Genomic DNA, 21,471 nt, shown 5'->3' on the forward strand with positions numbered 1-21,471 from the left:
GCTTTCATGCTAAGCGTTCCGCTGGCCGATCGCCAACTCGAAGCCGTCGCCTCAACTCACCGAATCCTGATCCCGCGGCGCCCTCGAGGCCGACAGCGTGATCGACACCGAGTCGGCAAAGCGCAGCGCATGGGGCTTGTCGATCTCCACCTGGGTGGTCAGCACCTGCTCGTGACTCATGATCAGGTCCAGCACTTCGCGGGTCATCCGCTCCAGCAGCTGAAAGCGGTTCTCCTCCACCAGCGCGATCACCTGCTTGGTGATGGTGCGGTAGTTGAGCGCCTGTTCGATATGATTGAACGCCACCGCCTTGTCGGCGCGGTAGCGGATCACCGCATTGATCACCACGTCCTGGCGATTGAGGATCTCCTCCTCCTTGATGCCGATGAAGGTCCTCAACCGCAAGTTCTTGATGCGGATGGTGGCAAGGTCGTGATCCAGATGCTGGTCACCCAGTACATGCAGGGACATGGCCCCTCCCGTGCGTCATGCTTGAAAGCGGTAAACGAAAAGCATCGGCTTCAGCGCTTCGTGCGGCGGCCGTAGAACCGGCTCCTCAGCGGCTGTTGACCAACGTCAGGAACTCCTGACGGGTGCTCGGCTTCTCGCGGAAGGCCCCCAGCATCACCGAGGACGTCATGCTGGAATTCTGCTTTTCGACCCCTCGCATCATCATGCACAGGTGTCGCGCCTCCACCACCACGGCCACGCCCCGGGCATCGGTGACCTGCAGCACGGCATCGGCGATCTGACGGGTCAGATTCTCCTGGATCTGCATGCGGCGGGCGTACATGTCGACGATCCGGGCAAACTTGGACAGTCCCAGCACCTTGCCGTTGGGCAGGTAGGCGATATGGCACTTGCCGATGAAGGGCAGCAAGTGATGCTCGCACATGGAGTACAGCTCGATGTCCTTGACCAGCACCATCTCGTCGGTCTCGGACGAAAACACCGCACCATTGACGATCTCTTCCAGCGACTGGGTGTAGCCGCGGTTGAGAAACTGCATGGCCTTGGCAGCACGCTTGGGCGTATCCACCAACCCTTCTCGCTCCGGGTCTTCGCCCAGTTCCTCAATGATGTGTCGATAGTGATTGGCGAGTTCGTCAGTCATGATCCAGCCCTTCAGGGGAGTCGTCGGCTCGGGCGAACACCAGGCGGCCCGCCTGGCTCCACAAAACCTGTACAAACAATTTTTGAAGTATAGCTTTTGCATTGCGTGAGCGATAGTCTACCGCAGCGTGTCGCCTTCCGCAGTTCGCCTGGCGTTTTTGCCCACCGTCACCCCCCCATCATTGGCGAGAAATCGGCGCGACACCCGAGCTTGCCACAGCCCGCGGCAAAAGCCCGTTGCCAATGCCTATTGGGAGATTGCCGCCACCGTCGCGACGAGGTACGTGACAGAGTGTCGCGCAACGAGAGCGATAGCTGTCCACCCGACAGCCCTGTGCTATCGTCATCAGGTTGTCCATGTGCCAGGCGACACTGTCGGTGGCATGCCTCCATGCAGCTACCCGTCCTGTTGCCCGCATTTCGCCAGCCATATCGCGAGAATCGCCAATGCCTGCCCTTCGCCGCCTGCTTGCCCGGCCCAGCACGCCCCTCGTCGCCATTCTGACCTTCAGCGCCCTGACCAGCATGACGCCCGCTATGGCGGACAGCCTGGAGCTACCCGCCCAGGCACGCATCGACGTCAGCATTATCGAAGGCATCGACCTCGACCCCGCCGGACAGCGGCTCGATGATGTCATGCTCAAGCCCGCCGCCGATGCCGAGGGACGCACCGACCTGCCCCACTACTGCGTGCTGGTCGGCGACGCCAAGCGCGATGGCCAACGCCTGCGTATCACCACCGAGGCCCTCACCTGCGTCGAGACCGATGGCGGCGAAAGCCACATCTACTCCGGCGAACTCATCGCCGGCGCCTATGACGAGGATGGCCAGTTCGGCATCGCCGCCTGCGATGACGGCGGCTGCCACCTGGACGCCGACCGCGTCTTTCAGCTGGAACTGACCGAACCGCTGGCCATCGAGCAGATGCCCAATCCGTCTGCGCAGCTTAACGCCGAACGTCGTGGCGAAGACGCCGACACCGAAACCAAGCAGGCCACCCCGTCGAGCCAGACCACTCCGTCCGAGTAGCGGCACCTATGGCGGACAGCACACGGCGTCCGCCAGACCCCATCTGTCAGCCACCCGCCAGCCAGCGCTCGGAATCCGCCAGGGCCAGGCGCTGATGCTCCAGCTGGCGGATGTGCTCGTCCCAGTAGCCGGCGTCGGCGACCCAGGGAAACGCCCGGGGAAAGGCCGGATCGTCCCAGCGCGCCACCACCCAGGCGCTATGGCGCATCAACCTCAGGGCGCGCAGCGGTTCGATCAGGGCGAGCTGCTGGCGATCGAAATCGATCACCTGCTCGTAGCCCTCGATCACCTCCGATAGCTGCATCGCCCTTTCCTCCGGCCCCTGGGCGGTGAACAGCATCCACAGGTCCTGTACCGCCGGCGCCATCATCGCGTCGTCGAAATCGACCAGCGCAAAGCGATCCTCCCGCCCCAGCATATTGCCGATGTGGCAGTCGCCGTGAACCCTCTGCATGGGTGCGCTGACACCCGCGGGTGGTGCCAGCGCCTCGATCAACTGCTGCGAGATGCGCTCGTAGGCCTTGCGCTGACGCTCGCTCAACCAGGGACTCTCGAGTACCGTGCGACGGGCCTGCTCGGCCATGGCGCGGGGCTCCTGCCGACAGCGATGGGCGAACTCGCCGCGCCGGCCCACCTCGTGGACGCGTCCTATCAGCTCACCCAGGGCGAACAGATGGTCGGGGTTCTCGAGCTCAGGCGCCTGGCCGGGCAGGTGGGGAAACAGCGCCACGCGGTAGCCCCCCGCCCGGTGCAGACTCTCGCCAGCGTCGTTGCGCCAGGGGGCCGCCACCGCCACCCCGGCATCGTCGAGCTCACGCAGGAAGCCGTGCTCCTCGCCGATGGCCTCATCGCTCAACCGATCAGGGCGGTAGAACTTGGCCACCCAACGCTTGCGGTCATCGTCCTGTACCAGATAGACGCGGTTCTCGTAGCTGTTGAGCGCAAAGGGCTCGCCGGGCAGCCACAAGCCCAGTGATTCGATCGCCTCCACCACGCGCTGCGGAGAAAGTTCACTGAAGGGCGTGGGGGTCGTGGTCATGGGGGCTCCGGGTAAAAGCACAAATATCAAACGAGGCGAGAGGCGCCGAGCTTAACAGAGCCAGGGTGGCGGCGTCCTCGCCAGCGCCCAGGCGTCTACCCGGCGCGCCCCCGCGCGGCGACAGGCCTGCGCCAGCCGCTCAAGGGTGGCCCCGGTGGTCATGACGTCATCGACCAGCGCTACGTGCCGAGGCAGCCCTGACGCGATACCAAACATGCCCGACGCGATGCGACGACGGGCCCGCGAACCGAGCTCATGCTGGGGGCGATCATCGCGACGCCGCCAGGCCCGCCTCACCGGCACGCCGAGCCGACGCCCCAGCTCGCAGGCCAGCCACTGGCCCTGATCGAAGCCAAAGCGCCTGGCCCTGACGGGATGACGCGGCACCCCGATCAGAGCGTCAGGCACGCCATTCTCGCCCACGAGGGATGCCTCGAGAAACAGTGCGACCAGCAACTGGGCGCTGGGAAGATGGGCCTCGGCCTTGAAGCGCTGGACGAGACGTCTGATCTCGTCGCGGTAGATCAGCGGCGTCCGCACCTCATGGAAGCTGAAGGGCTCCACCAGACAGCGACCGCACAGGCGTTCACCCGCCGGACGCCGCCAGCGGTGCTCGGGCAAGGGTTCGCCACAGCCCTCGCAGGGACAACGATTGAGGTCAAGCCCTCGGCGGCAGGGATCACACAGCAGGACGGACACAGGACCCGGCGCAGCAATCGCCGCGAGCCCCGATCTTGACCCTTCTCCCGACCCTTCTCCCGACCCTTCCCCTGACCCTGACCCTGGCCCTGGCCCTGGCGCCAGAGTCGCCAGGCAGAACAGGCAGCGATCCGCCATCAGTTTCGCCACGCCATGGTCAACCTTGCCGATCACGCAGGTTGACAGCTTCGCCACACCACTTATCCTTGTCGTCAACCAATCCGATTTTAAAAAGTTGACCATAGCGAGACACCCATGTCTGCCGACTCGACGTCCACAGTTTCCACCCTAGCCGCCGATGCCGCCCCCCGTCACGACTGGACGCTCGATGAGATCGAAGCGCTGTTCGCCCTGCCCTTCAATGATCTGCTGTTCAAGGCCCAGTGCATCCACCGCCAGCACTTCGATGCCAACGCCGTTCAGGTCTCGACCCTGTTGTCGATCAAGACCGGCGCCTGCCCCGAGGACTGCAAGTACTGTCCTCAGTCGGGCCACTACAACACCGGCCTGGACAAGGAGAAGCTGCTCGAGATCGAAAAGGTGGTGGAGCAGGCGAAGTCCGCACTCGATGCCGGTGCCAGCCGTTTCTGCATGGGCGCCGCCTGGCGCAGCCCGCGCCAGCGGGATCTCGAGGTGGTCATCGAAATGGTGAAAAGGGTCAAGGCGCTGGGGCTCGAGACCTGCATGACCCTCGGCATGGTCGACGAAGCCCAGGCCCACCAGCTGGCCGACGCCGGCCTCGACTACTACAACCACAATCTGGATACCTCGCCTGAGTACTACGGCGAGATCATTACCACGCGCAGCTACGCCGATCGCCTCGACACCCTGGGCAATGTGCGCCAGGCCGGCATGAAGATCTGCTCCGGCGGCATCCTCGGCATGGGCGAGACCGCCCGCGATCGCGCGGGGCTGCTCAGGCAGCTGGCCAACCTGTCACCGCACCCGGAGTCGGTACCGATCAACATGCTGGTCAAGGTCCCCGGCACGCCCCTGGAGAACGTCGAGGACCTCGACCCCATCGAGTACCTGCGCGCCATCGCGGTGGCCCGCATCATGATGCCGAAGAGCCATGTGCGACTGTCCGCCGGGCGGGAGCAAATGGACGAGTCGACCCAGGCACTGGCCTTCATGGCCGGCGCCAACTCGATCTTCTACGGCGACACCCTGCTGACCACCGGCAACCCACAGGTCGAGCGCGACCGCGCGCTGTTCGACAAGCTTGGCCTGCATCCGGAACGTCGCGACACCTGTGCCAGTGACGACGAGCGCGAACAGGTCCTGGCCCGGCAGATCGAGCGCCAGGCCAGGGAAGCCAGCAGCGCCCAGTTCTATGACGCTGCGGTCTAGCCCCATGTGCGCCCGCTGCCTGCCCTGCGCCACTGTGGTGCGTCCCCGCCGGGAGCCTACCCCATGAGCGCAGACTGGCATTCCCATCTGCGCCAGAGTGCCCAGGCACGCCACGAGGCGCATCGCTGGCGCCAGCGCCGTGTCCATCGGCAGGACGCGCAACGACTCGACATGGCCGGCAATGACTATCTCGGTCTGGCCGCTGACCCGCGCCTGGCCGAGGCCGCCGCCGATGGTGCACAGCGCTTCGGCGCCGGGGCCCGTGCCTCACACCTGGTCACCGGACACAGCACGGTGCACGAGGCACTCGAAGAAGCACTGGCTCGCCTCACCGGGCGCCCCCGGGCGCTGCTGTTCTCCACCGGCTACATGGCCAACCTGGGGGTGATACAGGCGCTCTGTGACAGCGGCGTGCATCTTCTGCAAGACCGGCTGAATCACGCCTCCCTGATCGACGGTGCCCGGCTGTCCGGCGCCCGCTCACGGCGCTATCACCACAACGACCTTGATGACCTGGCGCGCCTGCTGGATCGGGTGCCGGACGCCAGCCGCCGCCTGGTCATCAGCGACGGTGTCTTCAGCATGGACGGGGACTGCGCCGACGTCGACGGCCTGGCCGAGCTCAGCCGGCGCCACGGCGCCTGGCTGATGATCGACGATGCTCATGGCATCGGCGTGCTGGGCGAAAACGGCGACGGTAGCGTCGGTCGACGACTCGGCTGCGAGCGGGTCCCCGTGCTGGTCGGCACCCTGGGCAAGGCGCTCGGCACCGCCGGTGCCTTCGTCGCCGGCGATGACGCCCTGATCGAGCATCTGATCCAGTTCGCCCGCCCTTACATCTACACCACCGCCCTGCCCCCGCCGGTGGCGGCAGCGACGCTTCAGTCTCTCGAGATACTGGCCGGCGAACCCGAGCGACGCCGCCATCTGGATGGGCTGATCGCGCGATTCCGACGCGAAGCCGCCAGCCTTAAGCTGCCGCTGATGGCGTCGGCCACCCCCATCCAGCCGATCCTGCTCGGCGATGAGCAGCGCACCCTGGACTGGGCCAGCACGCTTGACGACGCCGGCATCCGGGTGGGCGCCATTCGCCCGCCGACGGTTCCCGCCGGCGCCTCGAGGCTGCGTGTCACCCTGAGCGCCGCCCATGACGACCACGACATCGACCGTCTGCTCGAGGCGCTCTTGACCTGCCAGAAGCAGGAGTCGGCCACCTGCGCAGGGGCATCCCGATGATCCGGCTGGTACTGCTGTCCGGTTGGGCCATCGACGCCAGAATCTGGTCACCGCTGGCGAGCCATTGGGGGACCTCGGTGACGGTGGAGGCCATCGACTGGCCCGGCATGGGCGGCAGGCCCGGGCTTGCAGACGCAGGTGTCTCGGACGCAGACGCCTCAGACGCAGACACGGGGCTTTTCCAGCAGCAGGCACACCCGTCCTCTGGCCTTCAGACGCTGGCGAAGGCCATGGGGCCTTCCCTGTCGTCCCGCGACAGCGAGCCGGTCATCTGGGTGGGCTGGTCGCTCGGCGCGTTGCAGGCCGCCGCGCTGACCCGGCACCTGCCCGCCCCCGACGGCCTGGTGCTGCTCGGCATGGGTCCGACCTTCTGTCACCCGAACGGGGTGACAACGACCGCGCTGGCTGATTTTCGCGCCGCCTTCCGCCGCGACCCGACCAGGGCCAGAGAGCATTTTCTGCGCTGGCAGCTGTCCGGCGAGCCCTCGCCCCGTGACGCCCTGCGCCGGCTGCGCAGCCTGCTGACGCCTGACATCGGCGCCGATCACGCCACACTGGAGCAGGGCCTCGCCACCCTGGCAAGCGCCGATATCGGTGACCTGCCTGGCGGCGTACCAGGCCATGTCTCAAGCCAAGCGCCGGATAATGCAACTCCCGTCCCCGTCACGTCCCTGTGCGGTGCCACGGACCCCTTGCTGGCGCCTGCCGTACGCGCGGCCATGGACGAGCGTATCGAAGGCGCCGGACACTGCCCGATGCTGAGCCAGCCGGCCCGTCTGGCCGAGGCGATTCAGCGCCACGCCTTGCGGATGCTAGATGAAGGAAAGGCACCCACCAGCCGCCGCGGGGCTCACTATGGTGACCGCGAAGACGATGATACCGACCGCGAAGCAACCGATGCCGACCGCGAAGTCCAGGGGTTTGACGAGGTGACGCCATGAACGCTCCGCTTGTGCAGCGCCAGCTCGAGCCCGCGCGCTCCAGCGACACGGCCACGGACGCGCCGGACCAGAGGGGCGTCTCCGCAGCGCCCGATGCCACACCCGGTGACTGGCAGCGACGGGTCGCCCGAGCGTTCTCGCGGGCGGCCCCGCGCTACCGAGAACTGGCGCGCGCCCAGATGGCCATGGCCGAGACGCTGTGGCCCCACCTGCCAGATCACGCCGAGCGGATCCTCGATCTGGGTTGCGGGCCCGGCGACCTGACCCGAAGAGTGGCCGAGCGCTACCCTGACGCCAGCGTGCTGGGGCTGGATCTGTCCGCGGCGATGCTGGCACAGGCTCGCCAGACACTGGTTCAACAGACACCGACCCAACAGACACCGACCCAACAGACACCGACCCAACAGACACCGGCCCAACAGACACCGGCCCAACAGACACCGGCCCGACCAGCCCAGGACGACCGAGGCACCCAGCCACGTCGACAAGAGGCATCACCTCATCCGCGCGCCACGGCGTGCGCCTGGGTCTGCGCCGACGCCCAGGCGCTGCCGCTGGCCGATGCCAGTCTCGACCTGGCGATATCCAATCTGGCCATCCAGTGGTGTCCCGACCTGGAGCAGGTGCTGGCGGAACTCCATCGCGTCCTGGCGCCTGGGGGACGGGCGGTACTCAACACCCTGCTGCCAGGCACCCTGGCAGAGATCGGCCAGGTCTGGCGTCAACCGGGCAAGGCCAGTGGAGTGCTGGACTTCGCAAGCCTCGACGACCACCGGTGTGCAGTGCTTTCCCGCCCCTGGGCCGCCACCGCCTTCGAGCAGCGTGCCGAGCGCTTCTACTACCCGGACCTGGACGCCGTGATGGCCTCGGTCAAGGGCGTCGGCGCCCAGGTCGCCCGTCCCGGCGCCCGTCTGAGCCGTCAGGATATAAGACAGGCGCGGGCCCGCTATGAACACCTGCGCAGACCCGAAGGACTACCGGTGACCTACCAGCGGCTGACGTTGATTCTCGATCGCTGACGCCTGACCACCGCGCCCCTGAGTGAGGTGCCCCATCGTCGTTTCACCGCCACCAAACTTGCAGCACAGGATCCCGCACTCGCCATGCCAAGCTACTTTGTGACCGGCACCGACACCGACGCCGGCAAGACCCTGGCAAGCTCCGGCCTGCTGGCCCTGGCACGCCGCCAGGGCCAGACCACCCTCGGCCTCAAACCGATCGCCTCGGGGTGTGAGTCCACCGCCGAGGGCCTGCGCAATATCGACTCCCTGACCCTGCAGGCCCAGAGCGTGCCGTCTGTACCCTATGACGACATCAATCCCTTCGCCTTCGCGCCCCCCATCGCGCCACACCTGGCGGCTCGCTATGCCGGCGCGGACCTGTCCCTCGACAGGCTCTGCCACACGCTGGGGGGAAGCCTTGAGCTCCCCCGTGATCTGATCCTGGTCGAGGGAGCCGGCGGTTATCGGGTCCCGCTCAACGACCAGGAGGACCTGGCGGGGCTCGCCACACGCCTTCAGCTTCCGGTGATCCTGGTGGTGGGACTGAAACTCGGCTGCCTGAACCACGCCCTGCTGACCGCCGAAGCCCTCAAGGCAGATGGCGTCACTTGCGCCGGCTGGATCGGCAACCTTGTCGATCCCGGCTTCGCCGAAGATGAAACCCTCTACCGGGACAACCTCGATCACCTGAAAGCCAGACTGCCGGGGCCCTGCCTCGGCATCATTCCTCGCCTCGATGGCAGCGACCATCGGGCACTGGCCGATCAAGCCGCCGATCATCTTTCGCTGCCATAGCTCGACCTCACAAGCCTCAGCCCCGCCCCCGAGCCGCTCGCAGCGTCCGGGCGGATAGCGGGGCCCTGACTCGATCGAAGCGAGCGCACCTCACGGAAGTGTTTGACTTGCCAGGCCGGCAACGTAAAATATGCCCCGCCTACCCCGCGTGCGGATGTGGTGGAATTGGTAGACACGCTAGATTTAGGTTCTAGTGCCTTAGCGCGTGGGAGTTCGAGTCTCCCCATCCGCACCATATTGATCTCGCTCAGCTTTTTCCTACAGCTGTCAGTTTCCCAAGACGCCTAGGCCATTCGCTCAGGGTAGAATCCTGGCATGGTCTCATCATGCCTGGCGACACCTGACATGACGGCTCGTCAGGGTCTTCCCTGCAATGATCCAGCACCTACCTATCACCTCTTGAGCGTGATGGCATTGCTGCAGATAGGCCTGGTCAGCGCTCGCAAGCACTCCATCATCTCATGGCGCTTTGCAGGAAAAGCCCGAACGCCATCGCCACCGACGGCGAACAATCCCGGCTTCCCCTGCATATTCTTCCCGCGATACTTCGAGACCTTACAGTGGTCCCAAAAAAGAGCGCCCCAAACTTGAGGGGCGGTTCAGGGCGCTCTTGCCATTACATCGAAGGTTGAAGCGATGGTCAGGGCGTTACGATATCGAACCAGAATTCGAAGCTGTCGAGCAGGCCGATAAATTCATCGACAGTCTGCTGATCACCATCCACGGTCACGTCGCCCGCATCAATCGAATCCGCCATGGTTGTTTCACCAAGGTTGATGCTATCCAGTTGCGCACGATCGATTGTCACCGTTGCCGCTGCATCTTCTGCCCAATCGCCAATCGTGTAGTTCATTACCCCATTAGAAATGGAGATGGTGAACTTCTCGTCAACGTCGGGCATTTCAAAGTTAATATCGAAGTCCTTACCGACGGCTTCAGGATGGTTAAGTCTTACAGCGAGATAATCCAGATAAATATCGAGCGGTAGACCTTTCACCATATCTGGGGAGGCAGTATCGGGTGTCGCCACCTCGGCTACGCCTTCACGAAGTTCCTTCGCCCCGGATAGATAGAAATTCCTCCAAGGACCACTCTCTGCTTGATAGCCCATCTGAGTCAGAGCGTCTGCCAGCAGGTCTTTGGCCTCCTGGTTCTCAGGTTCCGCGAAGACAAGATGATTCAACGCCGTCGCGGCCCACCGATAGTTCCCCTCATCTACGTCCTGACGAGCCTTCTCGAGAACTTGCTCCGCGCCACCTACGTATTCGACAAACTTTGCACCTTCTTCTGCAGGAGGAAGTTCATGCAACTCGGAAGGATTACCACTGAACCACCCAAAGTACAGCTGATATTGCGCCTTGGCATTATGGCTGACACTACCGTAGTAACCACGATTGTAGAACTCTTGAGCGAGCGAGTCCGGCAGCTCGATCTGTTCTGCTATCTCGAGCATTGTCTCGCCATGGTTGGCCAGGCGCAGCACTTCGTCGTGCAGGTAGCGGTAGGTATCACGCTGCTTTTCCCAGTATTCAACGACATTCTCGTTGCCCCAGGTGGGCCAGTGGTGGCTCCCCAGACTGACCTCTACATCGTCTCCATACCGGTTGATGACATCGTGAATATACTTGGCCCACAGATCACCGCTTCGTACCTTTGCACCTCTCAAGGTATACAGATTATGCAGGGTGTGGCTAATTTCCTCTGCCTGCATCAATGCCTTGAACTCAGGTACATAAAACATCAGCTCAGCCGGTGCCTCTGCACCTGGCGTGTTGAGAAACTCGATCTCGACGCCGTCAACAACCTCGGTCGTTGGGGTGTCGTCAATCGTTATCGTCGGTTGAGCGATAGTCACAGTACCGGCTGCGGTGGTGGTGCCAAGCCCAGAACCAAGTGAGCCTTCTGGCCCTTTCTCGATAACGTTGCCATACATGTAACTGGCCCTACGACTCATCGTATTGCCGGCGATCAGATTCTCACTGACAGACTCTTCGAAGAAATTCTCAGGCGCCACAATCGGAATCTCACCTGCATCGACTTCATCCTGGGTCAGGATACCTTTTACACCCCCGAAGTGATCCACATGACTGTGCGTGATAATCACGCCGGTAACGGGAATATCTTCCACATGCTCTTGCAGCAAAGTCAGGCCGGCGGCAGCCGTTTCATTGGCGGTCAGGGGATCGACGACAATCCATCCATTATCCCCCCCTGATGAAGGTCATGACGGCAAGGTCAAAACCTCGTATCTGATAAATTTTCCCTTCAACAACCTCAAACAAGCCATTTATTGCGTTCAATTGACTTTGCCGCCATAAACTGGGATTTGCCGTATCCGGAGAGTCCCCCGTGGCAAAGTCAAATTGCGCCGTGTCATAGACAGGCGAACCGTCCGGCTTCTTGATGACACTCTCGTCCAGCGTAGCAATCAAGCCACGCCTGGCATTCTCGAAATCGGTATCATCATCAAAGGGCAAGTAATCTCGCAGTTGCTGGTTGAAGGCTTTCGTGCTTTCCGATGCGGCGTTTTCAGCAGCAACTGCCGGAGTGGCGCCAATGGCAAGTGCAATCGCCGTGACTGCGAAAGGTATGGTTTTCATTCCCTGTAATCGTCCCTGTCGATGCGCATTGGCCAAACGCGACCAATAGTCATTAATGAATTGTGCTCATTCAAGCTAGAACAGAGACCTGAGGCCGTCACGGCATATTTATCAACCAAAAAACTATCACAAATACATTCTTGATTGCTTTTTACTATCATAAAGCCAAGACCTTGCCGGCCCATCGCCATCCATAGGCAAGTCGTCACGAATGCTGACCTGCTTCATAGCCTTATTCGCACCCTGGCCCCAGCGCAAGCTCAGCCCTTATCCAAATAATACTTAGTCCATTGCGACACTCCCCTGCGATAGCGTATGCAACTGCCCGAAACGAGCCTCTGGCGAAACCTGACCCTTAGCGTGGAATCCAGCACTGGGACGGGTGCGTCCCGTTGACGCCGCCTAAGCATCCGTTGGCTTTATCTGGGCTCGATCCTGCTATCGTTACATGCATGTTCCATGATTGAAATCGACCTCGCACGCTGCGCAGGTCCGCGAAAAAAGGTCATTGCATGCTGAACTACTTTGCCCTCGGCATCCTGTGCTTCGTGGTGTTGACCCTGTTCTACGGTGTCATCGTCATCCACGACATCCCCTACGGTATCGCCAAGAAGCGCGACCACCCGCACCAGGACGCGATCCACGTCGCCGGCTGGGTCAGCCTGTTCACCCTACATGTGCTGTGGCCCTTCCTGTGGATCTGGGCCACCCTCTATCGGCCCGATCGCGGCTGGGGCTTCAAGCAGATCGAGGAAGAACAGGCGCGAGAGCGCAGCGAGATCGACGAGTTACGCCTCGAACTCGACCACCTGCGCCAGCGGCTCGACGCCCAGGAGGCCTCAGCGCCGTCGCTCAAGGCAGAGCCACCGGCTCGCGCCCAATATACGTCCGGCAATACCCAGGGGGGTCAGGACTGATGGATCTGCTTATCGTGCTGACCTATGCGGCGCTGTGTATCGCCGTGTTCAAGATCTTCCGCATCCCGCTCAACAAGTGGACGGTTCCCACTGCGGTACTCGGCGGCATCATCGTGGTCGCGACCCTGGTGCTGCTGATGAACTACAACCATCCCTTTACCCGCCAGGTTCGCCAGGCCTACGCGGTGACGCCGCTGGTATCCGAGGTCCGGGCTCGGGTCAGCTCCGTCGAGGTCGACCCCAACACCCTGGTCGAGGCCGGTACCCCTCTGTTCATCCTGGACGCCACCCAGTTCGAGTCCCGGGTAGAGCGGCTGACGGCGGAGCTCGAAGACGCCCTGCGCAATTCCGACAGTCGCAGCGCCGGCGTTGCCGAGGCCGAGGCCAACCTGGTGGCGGCCCAGGCCGATAGAGATCAGGCCAGTCGGACCCTGGCACGTTATCAGGCCGCGTCCTCGGCCTTCAGCCGTCAGCAGATCGACGAAGCCTCCCAGAACGCCCAGACCGCGGCTGCACGTGTCGCCCAGGCCGAGGCCGCCCTCGAGCGGGCCCGCGCCGAACAGCGCCCCGACGGCGATGACGAGGACCCGCTGGTCGTCGCCAAGCGCGCCCAACTGGCCGAGGCACAATATGATCTGCAAAATACGGTCATCCGCGCACCCACGGGCGGCTTTCTGACACAGCTCGCGGTGCGCCCGGGAATGATGGCGGTACCGCTGCCGCTGAAGCCACTGGGGGTCTTCGTGCATGACGAACCCGGCCGCTTTACCGGCGCCTTCCGCCAGCAGGCGCTCAACCGCATCCAGCCAGGCGACGAGGCCGAACTGACCTTCACCGCCCTGCCGGGCCAGGTGTTCGCCGCCGAAGTCATCGAGGTGCTGCCGGCCATCGCCGAGTCCCAGGTCGCCGCCGGTGATCGGCTGCTGGGCGCCGACGCCTTCGCCAGGACCGACGCCCCTGCGCTGGTGACCCTGAAGCTCGCCCCGGGCCAGGATATGCCGGACATGCCGCTGGGCATCGGCGCCCAGGCAGCGGTCTACACCGAGCACTTTCACCACGTCGCCATCATGCGCAAGGTGCTGTTGCGCATGCTCGGCTGGCAGCACTATGTCTACATCGACCACTGAGTCGACAGGCGTTTCGCCGACGCTGACCCGCTGCTAGGCTGGCCCCAGTCAGGTTCCGCCCAGCGTGGCGAACCAGGGAGCGTCAGACAGCGCCCAGCCTTTCCCCGGTGTGCCCGACGAAAGGCACACCAGGTGGCTGGGGGCGGGGGGGCAAGGATGCACAGCAGGAAGGAATCAACGCGCACCAATACCTGGGTGGCACTGGTGATCGTCATCACCAGCGCCGCTCTGAGCTACTGGCTGCTGGACAGTCGCGACGACGTCAACGGAGGTGCTGCGGTTTCGCTGTTCTCGTTGGGTCTCGTCAGCGCGCTGGTGATCGGCTATTCCCGTTCGGTCAGTCAGATCAACGCCCTCGGCGCCCAGGTCAAGTTCAACCGCCTGAGCCAGGAAGCGGACGCCACGCGCAAATCGCTGGAACGCGACCGCCTTCATCTCTACCGCATGCTGATACCGCTGACGCTGAAGCACCCCGAAGGCGAACACGCCATCCACGGCGTCGATCCCCGTGTACCGGCACTGCTGGAACTTGACGACAAGGTCGCTACCGAAGGCCTTCAGGCCGACCTGTCACAGGACCTCGCCCGCGCCCTCCATCGTCTGCTGCATAGCCAGTACCACCGCATCGTGGAACTGCTGCCGCAGGACGCCTCCCTGCCTGCCTCGCAACGGACATCATCGGGCCACGACTTTACTCCCGCCCAGCTTGGCGAGCTGCTGGATCGGGCCGAAGCCTGTCTCGAGCGCCATGGAGAGGCGTCGACGTCCAATGACGGCAGACAGAGGCTCTACAACAATGTTCGCGTCAGCCGCCGCCTGCTGGCCAGTTACCATCGGCTCGATGACGTCACCCCAAAGGCCCCGTCTGACGCCGTTGTCTGAGGTCCGCCGACAGCCTCTCGCTTCTTGCTTCTTGCTTCTCGCTTCTTGCCTCTCGCCTCTCGTCTTTCGTCTCTCGCCCCGCCTCTCGTCTTTCGCCTCTCGTCTCTCGCCTCTCGCTTCTCGCCTCTCGTCTCTCGCCTCTCGCTTCTCGCCTCTCGTCTCTCGCCCCGCCTCTTGCTTCTCGCCCCTGGCTCTCGCCCCCGCCCGAGAGGATGACCTATCAGGCTGTGCCGGTTCGCTTCGTCCTGTGCCCCCGACGTCGGCCCCCAAACTCGACGTCCCTGGCCCTCGTCTACGCTGAGATGGCGGTACATCACCGCAGTGTCACATCCATCTTCGCGATCGGCGGGAGGCCCCATGGCAGAGTCACTTACACAACAACAGGACGTTGACAGCGACAGCGGCGGACGCTCGCCTCGGCTGATCTGGTCGTTGCGGGCCTTCGGGCTGGCCGGTGCGGCCATGGTCTGGGTGGCCCTTGGGGGTGCCGAGTCGATGTCGCCAGATGCCCGCTGGGTGGCCGCCATCGGCACCCTGATGGCGATCTGGTGGATGACCGAGGCGATCCCGCTGTCGGTCACCTCCCTGCTGCCCATCGTATTGATTCCCATGCTGACCGAACGCTCGGTGTCCGAGGCCACCGCTCCCTACGCCAGCTCCATCGTGTTTCTGTTTCTCGGTGGCTTCCTGATCGCCATCGCCATGGAAAAGTGGCAACTGCACCGGCGTATCGCCCTGACCACCCTGCATCGCGTCGGGGTCGAACCTCGTCGTATCGTGCTCGGCATGATGCTGACCACCGGTTTTCTGTCCATGTGGGTGTCCAACACCGCCACCACCCTGATGATGCTGCCGATTGCGCTGTCGGTGCTGACCCTGGTGGTGGAACGCTCGAGCTCACAGGACAGTGACGCGGTCGGAGAAGACCTGCACAAGGGCGGCCGCGTCTCGGACATCATCAAGGATGACAACATCCGCAGCTTCGGTGTCTGCCTGGTACTGGCCATCGCCTGGTCGGCTTCCATGGGCGGGCTTGGCACCCTGCTGGGCTCTCCCCCCAACGCCATCGTCGCCGGCTACGCCGCCGACGAACTGGGCCGGGACATCGGGTTCCTGCAGTGGATGATGGTCGGTCTGCCCCTGGCGCTGACCTTTATCCTGATCGGCTGGGTACTCATGACCCGGGTGCTCTATCGCTTCAAGCTCGATGAGATTCCCGGCGGCAAGGCGATGATCGAAGACCAGCTCGATCACCTGGGACCGCTCGGCCAGGGCGAGCGCATGGTGATGTTCGTGTTCGCCGGTGCGGCCTTTCTGTGGGTGGTACCGGGGCTGATCGCCAGCCTGCCGCTGATCGGCGACTGGTTTTCGTTCCTTGACGCCTTGAATGACACCGCCATCGCCATCGGCGCCGGTATCGTGCTGTTTTTCCTGCCGGGCAACGCCAAGGGCGACATGGTGCTGGACTGGCAGGACGCCGAGGATGGCCTGCCCTGGGGCGTACTGCTGCTGTTCGGCGGCGGTCTGTCGCTGGCCAGCGCGGTGGCGGCGTCAGGGCTCGACGGCTGGTTCGGCGAACAGGTCAGCGCGCTGGGAGCGCTGCCGATGGTGGCGCTGGTGGTGGCGGTGACCACCATCGTGCTGTTTCTTACCGAGATCACCTCCAACACTGCCACCGCCGCGACCTTCATCCCGGTGCTGGGCGGGGTCGCCGTCGGCATTGGCGCCGACGCCATGACGCTGCTGATACCTGCCGCCTTCGCCGCGACCTGCGCCTTCATGCTGCCGGTGGGCACGCCGCCCAACGCCATCGTGTTCGGCTCCGGCGCCGTCACCATCTCGCAGATGGCCCGTGGCGGGATCGTGCTCAACGTGATCGGCGTCGCCCTGATCACCCTGTTCTGCTACGTACTCGGGGGGCTGGCCCTGGGTCTGCAATTCTAGAGCGTCCGCGCTATTGGCTGATCGCTACCAGGAGCCTCACCTGCCGGTGGGGCTCTCTCCCGGTTGTCGGCGCTGTCGAAGACGGGCCTCGGCCTGCTCAAGCACCTCCCAGGCCAAGCGACGAAGGCCGACCTCCCCCTCGGTCATGGCCTCGAGCAGGGCTCGCTTTTCCTTCAGGTAGAGGCGTGCAAATCCCGGGTCATGCTCGACGATAGAGCCGGTGTTGTGGATCAGGTCGGCGTACTTGATGGTCTGGGCGCGGGCCCCGGCCTGTGCCAGACGCTCCAGCGCCAAGCGCTTGCGCTCGGCGCGATTGCCCACCTCAGGCCCTTCGAGATCGCTTAGCGCCAACACCAGCGCGGCCACCTCTTCCCCGAAGTTTTCGCCCAGTGTCTGGGCCGTCACCTGGGTGTCCTCCAGTACATCGTGCAACCAGGCGGCGGCGACCATGGCGGGTTCGCCGGGACAGTGGCGGCTGACCAGCGCGGCCACAGCGGCGGGATGCTCGATGTAGGGGGTATCCAGGTACTTGCGCCGCTGACCGATGGCGCCGTGAGCCGCCGTAGCGAAGAGCCGCGCCGCCTCAACGGTGTCGATGCCCGAAATCTCGCTTGCGTCGCTGGAGGGTGTGTCCACGCTGTCGCTCCCGTGTCGTGTCTTTATCGTGCGCCCCGGTCGGGCCCCTTTGCCGGTCCAGCACCTTTTGCTGATTGAGGCCTCGGCCGCCGCGGCTTAGGCTGTCAGACCCGACCCCAAGACGCCACCAGGCGCTCCCCTGGCCGACCAGGAACCGCCATCAAAGGAACTGCCATGAAACGCGAAACCCTCGCCCTGCACCACGGCTACGCCCCTGACGACCAGCATTCTGTCGCGGTCCCGATCCACCAGACCACCTCGTTTTCCTTCGATGATGCCCAGCATGCCGCCGACCTGTTCGATCTGAAGGTCGAGGGCAACATCTATTCGCGCATCATGAACCCCACCTGCGCGGTGCTGGAAAATCGCGTGGCCGCCCTGGAAGGTGGTATCGCCGGCCTGGCGGTGGCCTCCGGCATGGCCGCCATTACCTATACCATCCAGACGCTTGCCGAAAGCGGCGACAATATCGTCTCGATCAGCGAACTCTACGGCGGTACCTACAACCTCTTTGCCCACACCCTGCCGCGCCAGGGCATCGAGGTCCGCTTCGCCGACAAGGACGACCTCGCCGGCATCGCCGATCGCATCGATGAGCGTACCAAGGCGGTGTTCTGCGAAAGTATCGGCAACCCTTCGGGCAGTGTGGTGGACATCGCCGCACTCGCCCAGGTGGCCCACGACAACGGTGTCCCGCTGATCGTCGACAACACCGTGGCCACGCCCTTCCTGTGGCGCCCGATCGAACACGGCGCCGATATCGTGGTGCACTCCGCGACCAAGTATATCGGTGGCCACGGCACCACCGTGGGCGGCGTGATCGTCGATTCCGGTCGCTTCCCCTGGGCCAGCCATGCCGAACGCTTTGCGCTGCTCAACGAGCCCGACCCCTCCTATCACGGCATCAGCTATACCCGAGACGTCGGCGACGCGGCCTTTATCGCCCGCGCCAGGGTCGTGCCACTGCGCAACATGGGGGCGGCCCTCAGCGCCCAGGCCGCCTGGAATCTGCTGCAGGGTCTCGAGACACTGGCGCTGCGTATCGAGCGCATCTGTGCCAACACCCAGACCATCGCCGAGTACCTCGAGGGCCACGAGGCGGTGTCCTGGGTCAAGTACGCTGGCCTTTCACATCACAAGGACCACGAGTTGGCCAAACGCTACATGGAGGGCCGGGCCTCCGGCATCTTGAGCTTCGGCATCAAGGGCGGACGAGACGCCGGGGTGCGCTTCTACGACGCGCTCGGGCTGATCCTGCGCTTGGTCAATATCGGTGACGCCAAGACCTGCTCGGCGATTCCGGCGGTGACCACCCATCGCCAGCTCAATGACGAGGAACTGGCCGCCGCCGGGGTCACCCCGGACATGGTGCGCCTATCTGTCGGCATCGAGCATGTCGACGACCTGATGGCGGACCTGGACCAGGCGCTCAAGGCGTCTCAGGACTAGCCCGGGCGGTAGAAGCGCAGCAGGTGTTGGTGACAGCGTCCATCCGCGGGGATGGACGTTCAAGTTTGGCTTACCTTTTTCCTAGCCAGAACCCGGCACCGGCAGCCCCACCGGGGTCGGCGACGGTGGCAGCCAATCGCCCTTGATCAGGGCTTCGGCCGGGCGGTAGAAGCGCAGCGTGTACGTCCATCCCGGGGCGATCGCCAGATGGTTGGGTGCCTGGGGGTCGCCGCCAAAGTGGAGGGTTACCGAACCATCCTCGTTGGCGTCGGCCTCGACACTGGTCAGGGAGTGCGCCCCTTCGGCGCCCTCGATCAGACGCCCTCTGGCATCGTAGACGGTCACCGACCAGAACCCGGTGACCGGCACGTCCACCGGCAGAATCAGCACCTGAGGCGTCTCGCCATCATTGTGAAGCGGGCTGACAGTGACGTAGTAGGCGTCCTCGATGGGCTGGCCCAGCCAACCCGCGGCCGTCCCCCACAGATGCCGCACCGGGTCGACGCTGTCCTCGGCGCCAAACATGCCGTGGCTGCCGGAGATAAAGGGCGACAGACCAAGCACCGCCTCTCTTACCTCGCTCAGTCGCTCCATATTCCACTCGGGCAATGACAGCTCTCCCGCGTCATCCTGGGACCACTCGATGGCATCCTGCAGCGCGTTGGCTTCGGCGATGTCCGCGTTCGAGTCGGCGTCCACCTGGGTACGGAACATGACCAGGGCATAGCGCGAACCGACACTCTCTTCATCCAGCACGATCTCGCGTCCACCGTAAGACATCATCGGGGTGTAGTGGTCCTGGTTGACCACCTGCATGGACTGCAGTCGGGTGGCGCTGGCCGGGGCGGTAAAGGTCACCGGTGAGGCCAGATCGAAGACGCCGACGCTGTGCAAGATATCCCGATTGACCCGAACCACCTCGGCGTCCACCGGCAACGGCGCGCGGTCATGGCGCAGGCTGCCAAAATAGCCATCATCGGCATAGTTCTGGAAGTGGGTGTCGGTCTGCGCCCGCACATAGGTATCCAGATTGACCGCACCGTCCGAGCTGGATGGCTCGGTGGCCTCTGCGGTCGCTGCCACTGCGTTCGAGACCAAGCCGCTTGCCATTGCCAGCAGCAGCCAGGAAAACCGCTTCATTGTCATCCCCGCACCCCGATTGTCGGTCGCGAGCCCTGGTGGCCAGAGCCCTGCCTATGGCTCAGCATAGCGTCTTCGCGGCACGAAGTGCTCAACGGCAAAAAAACGGCGGCCCCGAGGGCCGCCGAAGGTCTCACTACTCAGTAAGCAGTGAATTGACGTTTCCAGAGACTGTCAGCTACCGGCGATGGTCATCTCATCGATCAACCAGCTACCGCTGTGGATGCTGCCACGGGTATCGATATCGTCTCCCAGGCCCACCAGGCCCTGGAACATGCCTGCCAGGTTGCCGGCGATGGTGAACTCCTCGACGGGATGTTGAATCTGGCCGTTCTCGACCCAGAAACCGGCCGCACCGCGGGAATAGTCACCGGTGACGCCGTTGACGCCCTGCCCCATCAGCTCCGTGACCAGTACGCCCCGATCCATCTTCGAGAGCAGCGCCTCGCGGCTTTCCAGCGGCGCCTCGAGGCGCAGGTTGCGTGCCCCGCCGGCGTTGGCGGTGGTCTGCATGCCGAGCCGACGCGCGCTGTAGGCCGACAGCATGTAGCTGGCCAGACGCCCCTGCTCGATAAAGCGATTGTTGCGGGTCTGGACGCCGTCGCCGTCGAACGGACTGCTGGCCATGCCACCCTCCAGCATCGGCTGCTCGGCGAGGCTGAACCACTCGGGAAACAGAGTCTCACCCAGGCGGCCACATAGGAAGGAGGCGTCGCGGTAGATAGCGCCGCCGGCCAGGGCCGACATCAGGTGGCCGATCAGGCCGCTTGCCAGGGTCGGGTCGAACATTACCGGGAAGCGCCCGGTCTGGGGGCGCTGCCCCCCGAGGCGCCGTAGCGTACGCTCGGCGGCGCTGCGGCCGACCTCCGCCGGGTCACGCAGCGCCCGTGGATCCCGGGCGCTGGTGTAGTCATAGTCCCGCTGCATGCCGGATGCGTCCTCGGCGATCAGCAGGCAGGAAAGCGAGTGACGGCTGCCGCGCTGGCTGCCGAGAAAACCATGGCTGTTGGCGTAGACGCGAACGCCCTCGCCGCTCGACAGGCTGGCACCGTCGGAGCTGCGGATACCCGGCTCGGCCAGGCCCGCCGCCTCGCAGGCAAGCGCCAGCTCTATCGCCTTGTCGGTGTCCAGCGCCCAGGGGTGATGGACGTCGAGATCCGGCAACTCGGTCGCCATCAGCCCGGCGTCGGCAAGCCCAGAGGCAGGATCCTCGCCGGTGTAGCGGGCGATGGCGATGGCCTTCTCGACCACGCTCTTGATCGAGGCGTCGCTGGCGTCGGTGGACGAGGCGCTGCCCTTGCGCTTGCCCAGATAGACGGTGACGGCGATGCCCTGATCGCGGGACAGCTCCACCGACTCCACATCGCCCTCGCGCACGCTTACACCGGTGCCCTGATCGACGCTGGCGCCGACCTCGCAGGCATCCGCACCCAGTCGCCGAGCAAGCTCGAGCGCGGTCTCGGCACGACTTTCCAGCACCGCCTGCTGGGCTCTGGCATCAAACGCCTGTGTCATCTTGTACTCCTTGTCCGACCATAGGGGTCGGCTGAGACTGTCATCCTGCGGCGCCTCG

At 64.2% G+C, this 21,471-nt stretch carries 20 protein-coding genes and 1 tRNA gene; 12 read left to right on the plus strand and 9 right to left on the minus strand.

Annotation, left to right across the window (positions count from 1 at the left end; all coding sequences use genetic code 11):
* Nucleotides 1-51: 51 nt before the first annotated feature.
* Both folX and folE read right to left on the minus strand, forming a co-directional pair.
* The gene (gene folX / locus NKF27_RS12595; protein ID WP_045993970.1) at nt 52-471 is read right to left on the minus strand and encodes a dihydroneopterin triphosphate 2'-epimerase; all 420 of its coding nucleotides are present in this window, start codon (nt 469-471) and stop codon (nt 52-54) included.
* 85 nt (nt 472-556) lie between these two features.
* Nucleotides 557-1,114, minus strand: a complete 558-nt coding sequence (folE, locus tag NKF27_RS12600) for a GTP cyclohydrolase I FolE (RefSeq protein ID WP_045993969.1) — start codon at nt 1,112-1,114, stop codon at nt 557-559.
* Between the two features lie 446 nt (nt 1,115-1,560).
* Between folE and NKF27_RS12605 the strand changes: the two genes are divergently transcribed.
* Nucleotides 1,561-2,142, plus strand: a complete 582-nt coding sequence (locus NKF27_RS12605) for a hypothetical protein (protein WP_253552071.1) — start codon at nt 1,561-1,563, stop codon at nt 2,140-2,142.
* Nucleotides 2,143-2,188: 46 nt separating this feature from the next.
* Here the strand turns inward: NKF27_RS12605 and NKF27_RS12610 are convergent, their stop codons facing one another.
* Together NKF27_RS12610 and NKF27_RS12615 are read right to left on the minus strand one after the other, a co-directional pair.
* Nucleotides 2,189-3,181 carry a serine/threonine protein kinase gene (locus NKF27_RS12610; protein ID WP_253552073.1) on the minus strand — a complete coding sequence of 331 codons (993 nt, stop codon included), beginning with the start codon at nt 3,179-3,181 and terminating at the stop codon, nt 2,189-2,191.
* A gap of 51 nt (nt 3,182-3,232) precedes the next feature.
* Complete coding sequence (locus NKF27_RS12615) at nt 3,233-3,802, minus strand: ComF family protein (RefSeq protein ID WP_253552075.1); 570 nt, start codon at nt 3,800-3,802, stop codon at nt 3,233-3,235.
* Between the two features lie 333 nt (nt 3,803-4,135).
* On the opposite strand from NKF27_RS12615, the gene bioB reads away from it, so the two are divergent.
* The 6 genes from bioB (at nt 4,136) to NKF27_RS12645 (ending at nt 9,438) form a co-directional block, all read left to right on the plus strand.
* Nucleotides 4,136-5,230, plus strand: a complete 1,095-nt coding sequence (gene bioB / locus NKF27_RS12620) for a biotin synthase BioB (RefSeq protein ID WP_253552077.1) — start codon at nt 4,136-4,138, stop codon at nt 5,228-5,230.
* A gap of 63 nt (nt 5,231-5,293) precedes the next feature.
* The gene (gene bioF / locus NKF27_RS12625) at nt 5,294-6,466 is read left to right on the plus strand and encodes an 8-amino-7-oxononanoate synthase (protein WP_253552079.1); all 1,173 of its coding nucleotides are present in this window, start codon (nt 5,294-5,296) and stop codon (nt 6,464-6,466) included.
* Entirely contained in the window at nt 6,463-7,407 is a 945-nt protein-coding gene (locus NKF27_RS12630; protein WP_253552081.1) for an alpha/beta fold hydrolase, read from the plus strand. The genes bioF and NKF27_RS12630 overlap by 4 nt, the downstream gene beginning before the upstream one ends.
* Nucleotides 7,404-8,426: a methyltransferase domain-containing protein gene (locus NKF27_RS12635; RefSeq protein ID WP_253552083.1), complete on the plus strand. Its 1,023-nt coding sequence runs from the start codon at nt 7,404-7,406 to the stop codon at nt 8,424-8,426. Before NKF27_RS12630 ends, NKF27_RS12635 begins: the two co-directional genes overlap by 4 nt.
* Nucleotides 8,427-8,510: 84 nt before the next feature.
* On the plus strand, nt 8,511-9,203 hold the full coding sequence (gene bioD / locus NKF27_RS12640) for a dethiobiotin synthase (protein WP_253552085.1): 693 nt from the start codon (nt 8,511-8,513) through the stop codon (nt 9,201-9,203).
* A gap of 150 nt (nt 9,204-9,353) precedes the next feature.
* Nucleotides 9,354-9,438 (plus strand) — tRNA-Leu (locus tag NKF27_RS12645).
* 405 nt (nt 9,439-9,843) lie between these two features.
* Here NKF27_RS12645 and NKF27_RS12650 read toward each other — a convergent pair.
* Both NKF27_RS12650 and NKF27_RS12655 read right to left on the minus strand, forming a co-directional pair.
* Nucleotides 9,844-11,397, minus strand: coding sequence for an alkyl/aryl-sulfatase (locus NKF27_RS12650; protein ID WP_367399266.1), 1,554 nt, complete (start codon nt 11,395-11,397; stop codon nt 9,844-9,846).
* 7 nt (nt 11,398-11,404) lie between these two features.
* Complete coding sequence (locus tag NKF27_RS12655) at nt 11,405-11,803, minus strand: hypothetical protein (protein WP_253552087.1); 399 nt, start codon at nt 11,801-11,803, stop codon at nt 11,405-11,407.
* Nucleotides 11,804-12,315: 512 nt separating this feature from the next.
* On the opposite strand from NKF27_RS12655, the gene NKF27_RS21250 reads away from it, so the two are divergent.
* From NKF27_RS21250 to NKF27_RS12675, 4 genes are all read left to right on the plus strand, one after another.
* Complete coding sequence (locus NKF27_RS21250; RefSeq protein ID WP_367399239.1) at nt 12,316-12,720, plus strand: DUF3302 domain-containing protein; 405 nt, start codon at nt 12,316-12,318, stop codon at nt 12,718-12,720.
* Nucleotides 12,720-13,847 carry an HlyD family secretion protein gene (locus NKF27_RS12665; RefSeq protein WP_253552089.1) on the plus strand — a complete coding sequence of 376 codons (1,128 nt, stop codon included), beginning with the start codon at nt 12,720-12,722 and terminating at the stop codon, nt 13,845-13,847. Before NKF27_RS21250 ends, NKF27_RS12665 begins: the two co-directional genes overlap by 1 nt.
* A 156-nt stretch (nt 13,848-14,003) precedes the next feature.
* Entirely contained in the window at nt 14,004-14,729 is a 726-nt protein-coding gene (locus NKF27_RS12670) for a hypothetical protein (protein WP_253552091.1), read from the plus strand.
* Nucleotides 14,730-15,086: 357 nt separating this feature from the next.
* Entirely contained in the window at nt 15,087-16,673 is a 1,587-nt protein-coding gene (locus NKF27_RS12675) for an SLC13 family permease (protein WP_253552093.1), read from the plus strand.
* 36 nt (nt 16,674-16,709) lie between these two features.
* On the opposite strand, the gene NKF27_RS12680 is transcribed toward NKF27_RS12675, so the two are convergent.
* Nucleotides 16,710-17,309, minus strand: coding sequence for an HD domain-containing protein (locus NKF27_RS12680; RefSeq protein WP_253552095.1), 600 nt, complete (start codon nt 17,307-17,309; stop codon nt 16,710-16,712).
* A 174-nt stretch (nt 17,310-17,483) separates the two neighbouring features.
* Between NKF27_RS12680 and NKF27_RS12685 the strand changes: the two genes are divergently transcribed.
* On the plus strand, nt 17,484-18,758 hold the full coding sequence (locus tag NKF27_RS12685) for an O-acetylhomoserine aminocarboxypropyltransferase/cysteine synthase family protein (protein ID WP_253552097.1): 1,275 nt from the start codon (nt 17,484-17,486) through the stop codon (nt 18,756-18,758).
* A gap of 81 nt (nt 18,759-18,839) precedes the next feature.
* Here NKF27_RS12685 and NKF27_RS12690 read toward each other — a convergent pair whose 3' ends face one another.
* Nucleotides 18,840-19,904 carry a DUF1214 domain-containing protein gene (locus tag NKF27_RS12690; protein ID WP_253552099.1) on the minus strand — a complete coding sequence of 355 codons (1,065 nt, stop codon included), beginning with the start codon at nt 19,902-19,904 and terminating at the stop codon, nt 18,840-18,842.
* A gap of 168 nt (nt 19,905-20,072) precedes the next feature.
* Nucleotides 20,073-21,413, minus strand: a complete 1,341-nt coding sequence (pmbA, locus tag NKF27_RS12695; RefSeq protein ID WP_253552101.1) for a metalloprotease PmbA — start codon at nt 21,411-21,413, stop codon at nt 20,073-20,075.
* Nucleotides 21,414-21,471 lie beyond the last annotated feature (58 nt).

This window comes from Halomonas sp. DN3 (genome assembly GCF_024137905.1).
Lineage (GTDB): Bacteria > Pseudomonadota > Gammaproteobacteria > Pseudomonadales > Halomonadaceae > Halomonas > Halomonas litopenaei.

What these genes read in the sequence shown, in the direction of transcription:
- folX (WP_045993970.1), bottom strand. Translation starts at nt 471, where the DNA reads ATGTCCCTGCATGTACTGGGTGACCAGCATCTGGATCACGACCTTGCC.
- folE (WP_045993969.1), bottom strand. Translation starts at nt 1,114, where the DNA reads ATGACTGACGAACTCGCCAATCACTATCGACACATCATTGAGGAACTG.
- NKF27_RS12605 (WP_253552071.1), top strand. Translation starts at nt 1,561, where the DNA reads ATGCCTGCCCTTCGCCGCCTGCTTGCCCGGCCCAGCACGCCCCTCGTC.
- NKF27_RS12610 (WP_253552073.1), bottom strand. Translation starts at nt 3,181, where the DNA reads ATGACCACGACCCCCACGCCCTTCAGTGAACTTTCTCCGCAGCGCGTG.
- bioB (WP_253552077.1), top strand. Translation starts at nt 4,136, where the DNA reads ATGTCTGCCGACTCGACGTCCACAGTTTCCACCCTAGCCGCCGATGCC.
- bioF (WP_253552079.1), top strand. Translation starts at nt 5,294, where the DNA reads ATGAGCGCAGACTGGCATTCCCATCTGCGCCAGAGTGCCCAGGCACGC.
- NKF27_RS12630 (WP_253552081.1), top strand. Translation starts at nt 6,463, where the DNA reads ATGATCCGGCTGGTACTGCTGTCCGGTTGGGCCATCGACGCCAGAATC.
- NKF27_RS12635 (WP_253552083.1), top strand. Translation starts at nt 7,404, where the DNA reads ATGAACGCTCCGCTTGTGCAGCGCCAGCTCGAGCCCGCGCGCTCCAGC.
- bioD (WP_253552085.1), top strand. Translation starts at nt 8,511, where the DNA reads ATGCCAAGCTACTTTGTGACCGGCACCGACACCGACGCCGGCAAGACC.
- NKF27_RS12655 (WP_253552087.1), bottom strand. Translation starts at nt 11,803, where the DNA reads ATGAAAACCATACCTTTCGCAGTCACGGCGATTGCACTTGCCATTGGC.
- NKF27_RS21250 (WP_367399239.1), top strand. Translation starts at nt 12,316, where the DNA reads ATGCTGAACTACTTTGCCCTCGGCATCCTGTGCTTCGTGGTGTTGACC.
- NKF27_RS12665 (WP_253552089.1), top strand. Translation starts at nt 12,720, where the DNA reads ATGGATCTGCTTATCGTGCTGACCTATGCGGCGCTGTGTATCGCCGTG.
- NKF27_RS12670 (WP_253552091.1), top strand. Translation starts at nt 14,004, where the DNA reads ATGCACAGCAGGAAGGAATCAACGCGCACCAATACCTGGGTGGCACTG.
- NKF27_RS12675 (WP_253552093.1), top strand. Translation starts at nt 15,087, where the DNA reads ATGGCAGAGTCACTTACACAACAACAGGACGTTGACAGCGACAGCGGC.
- NKF27_RS12685 (WP_253552097.1), top strand. Translation starts at nt 17,484, where the DNA reads ATGAAACGCGAAACCCTCGCCCTGCACCACGGCTACGCCCCTGACGAC.
- NKF27_RS12690 (WP_253552099.1), bottom strand. Translation starts at nt 19,904, where the DNA reads ATGACAATGAAGCGGTTTTCCTGGCTGCTGCTGGCAATGGCAAGCGGC.
- pmbA (WP_253552101.1), bottom strand. Translation starts at nt 21,413, where the DNA reads ATGACACAGGCGTTTGATGCCAGAGCCCAGCAGGCGGTGCTGGAAAGT.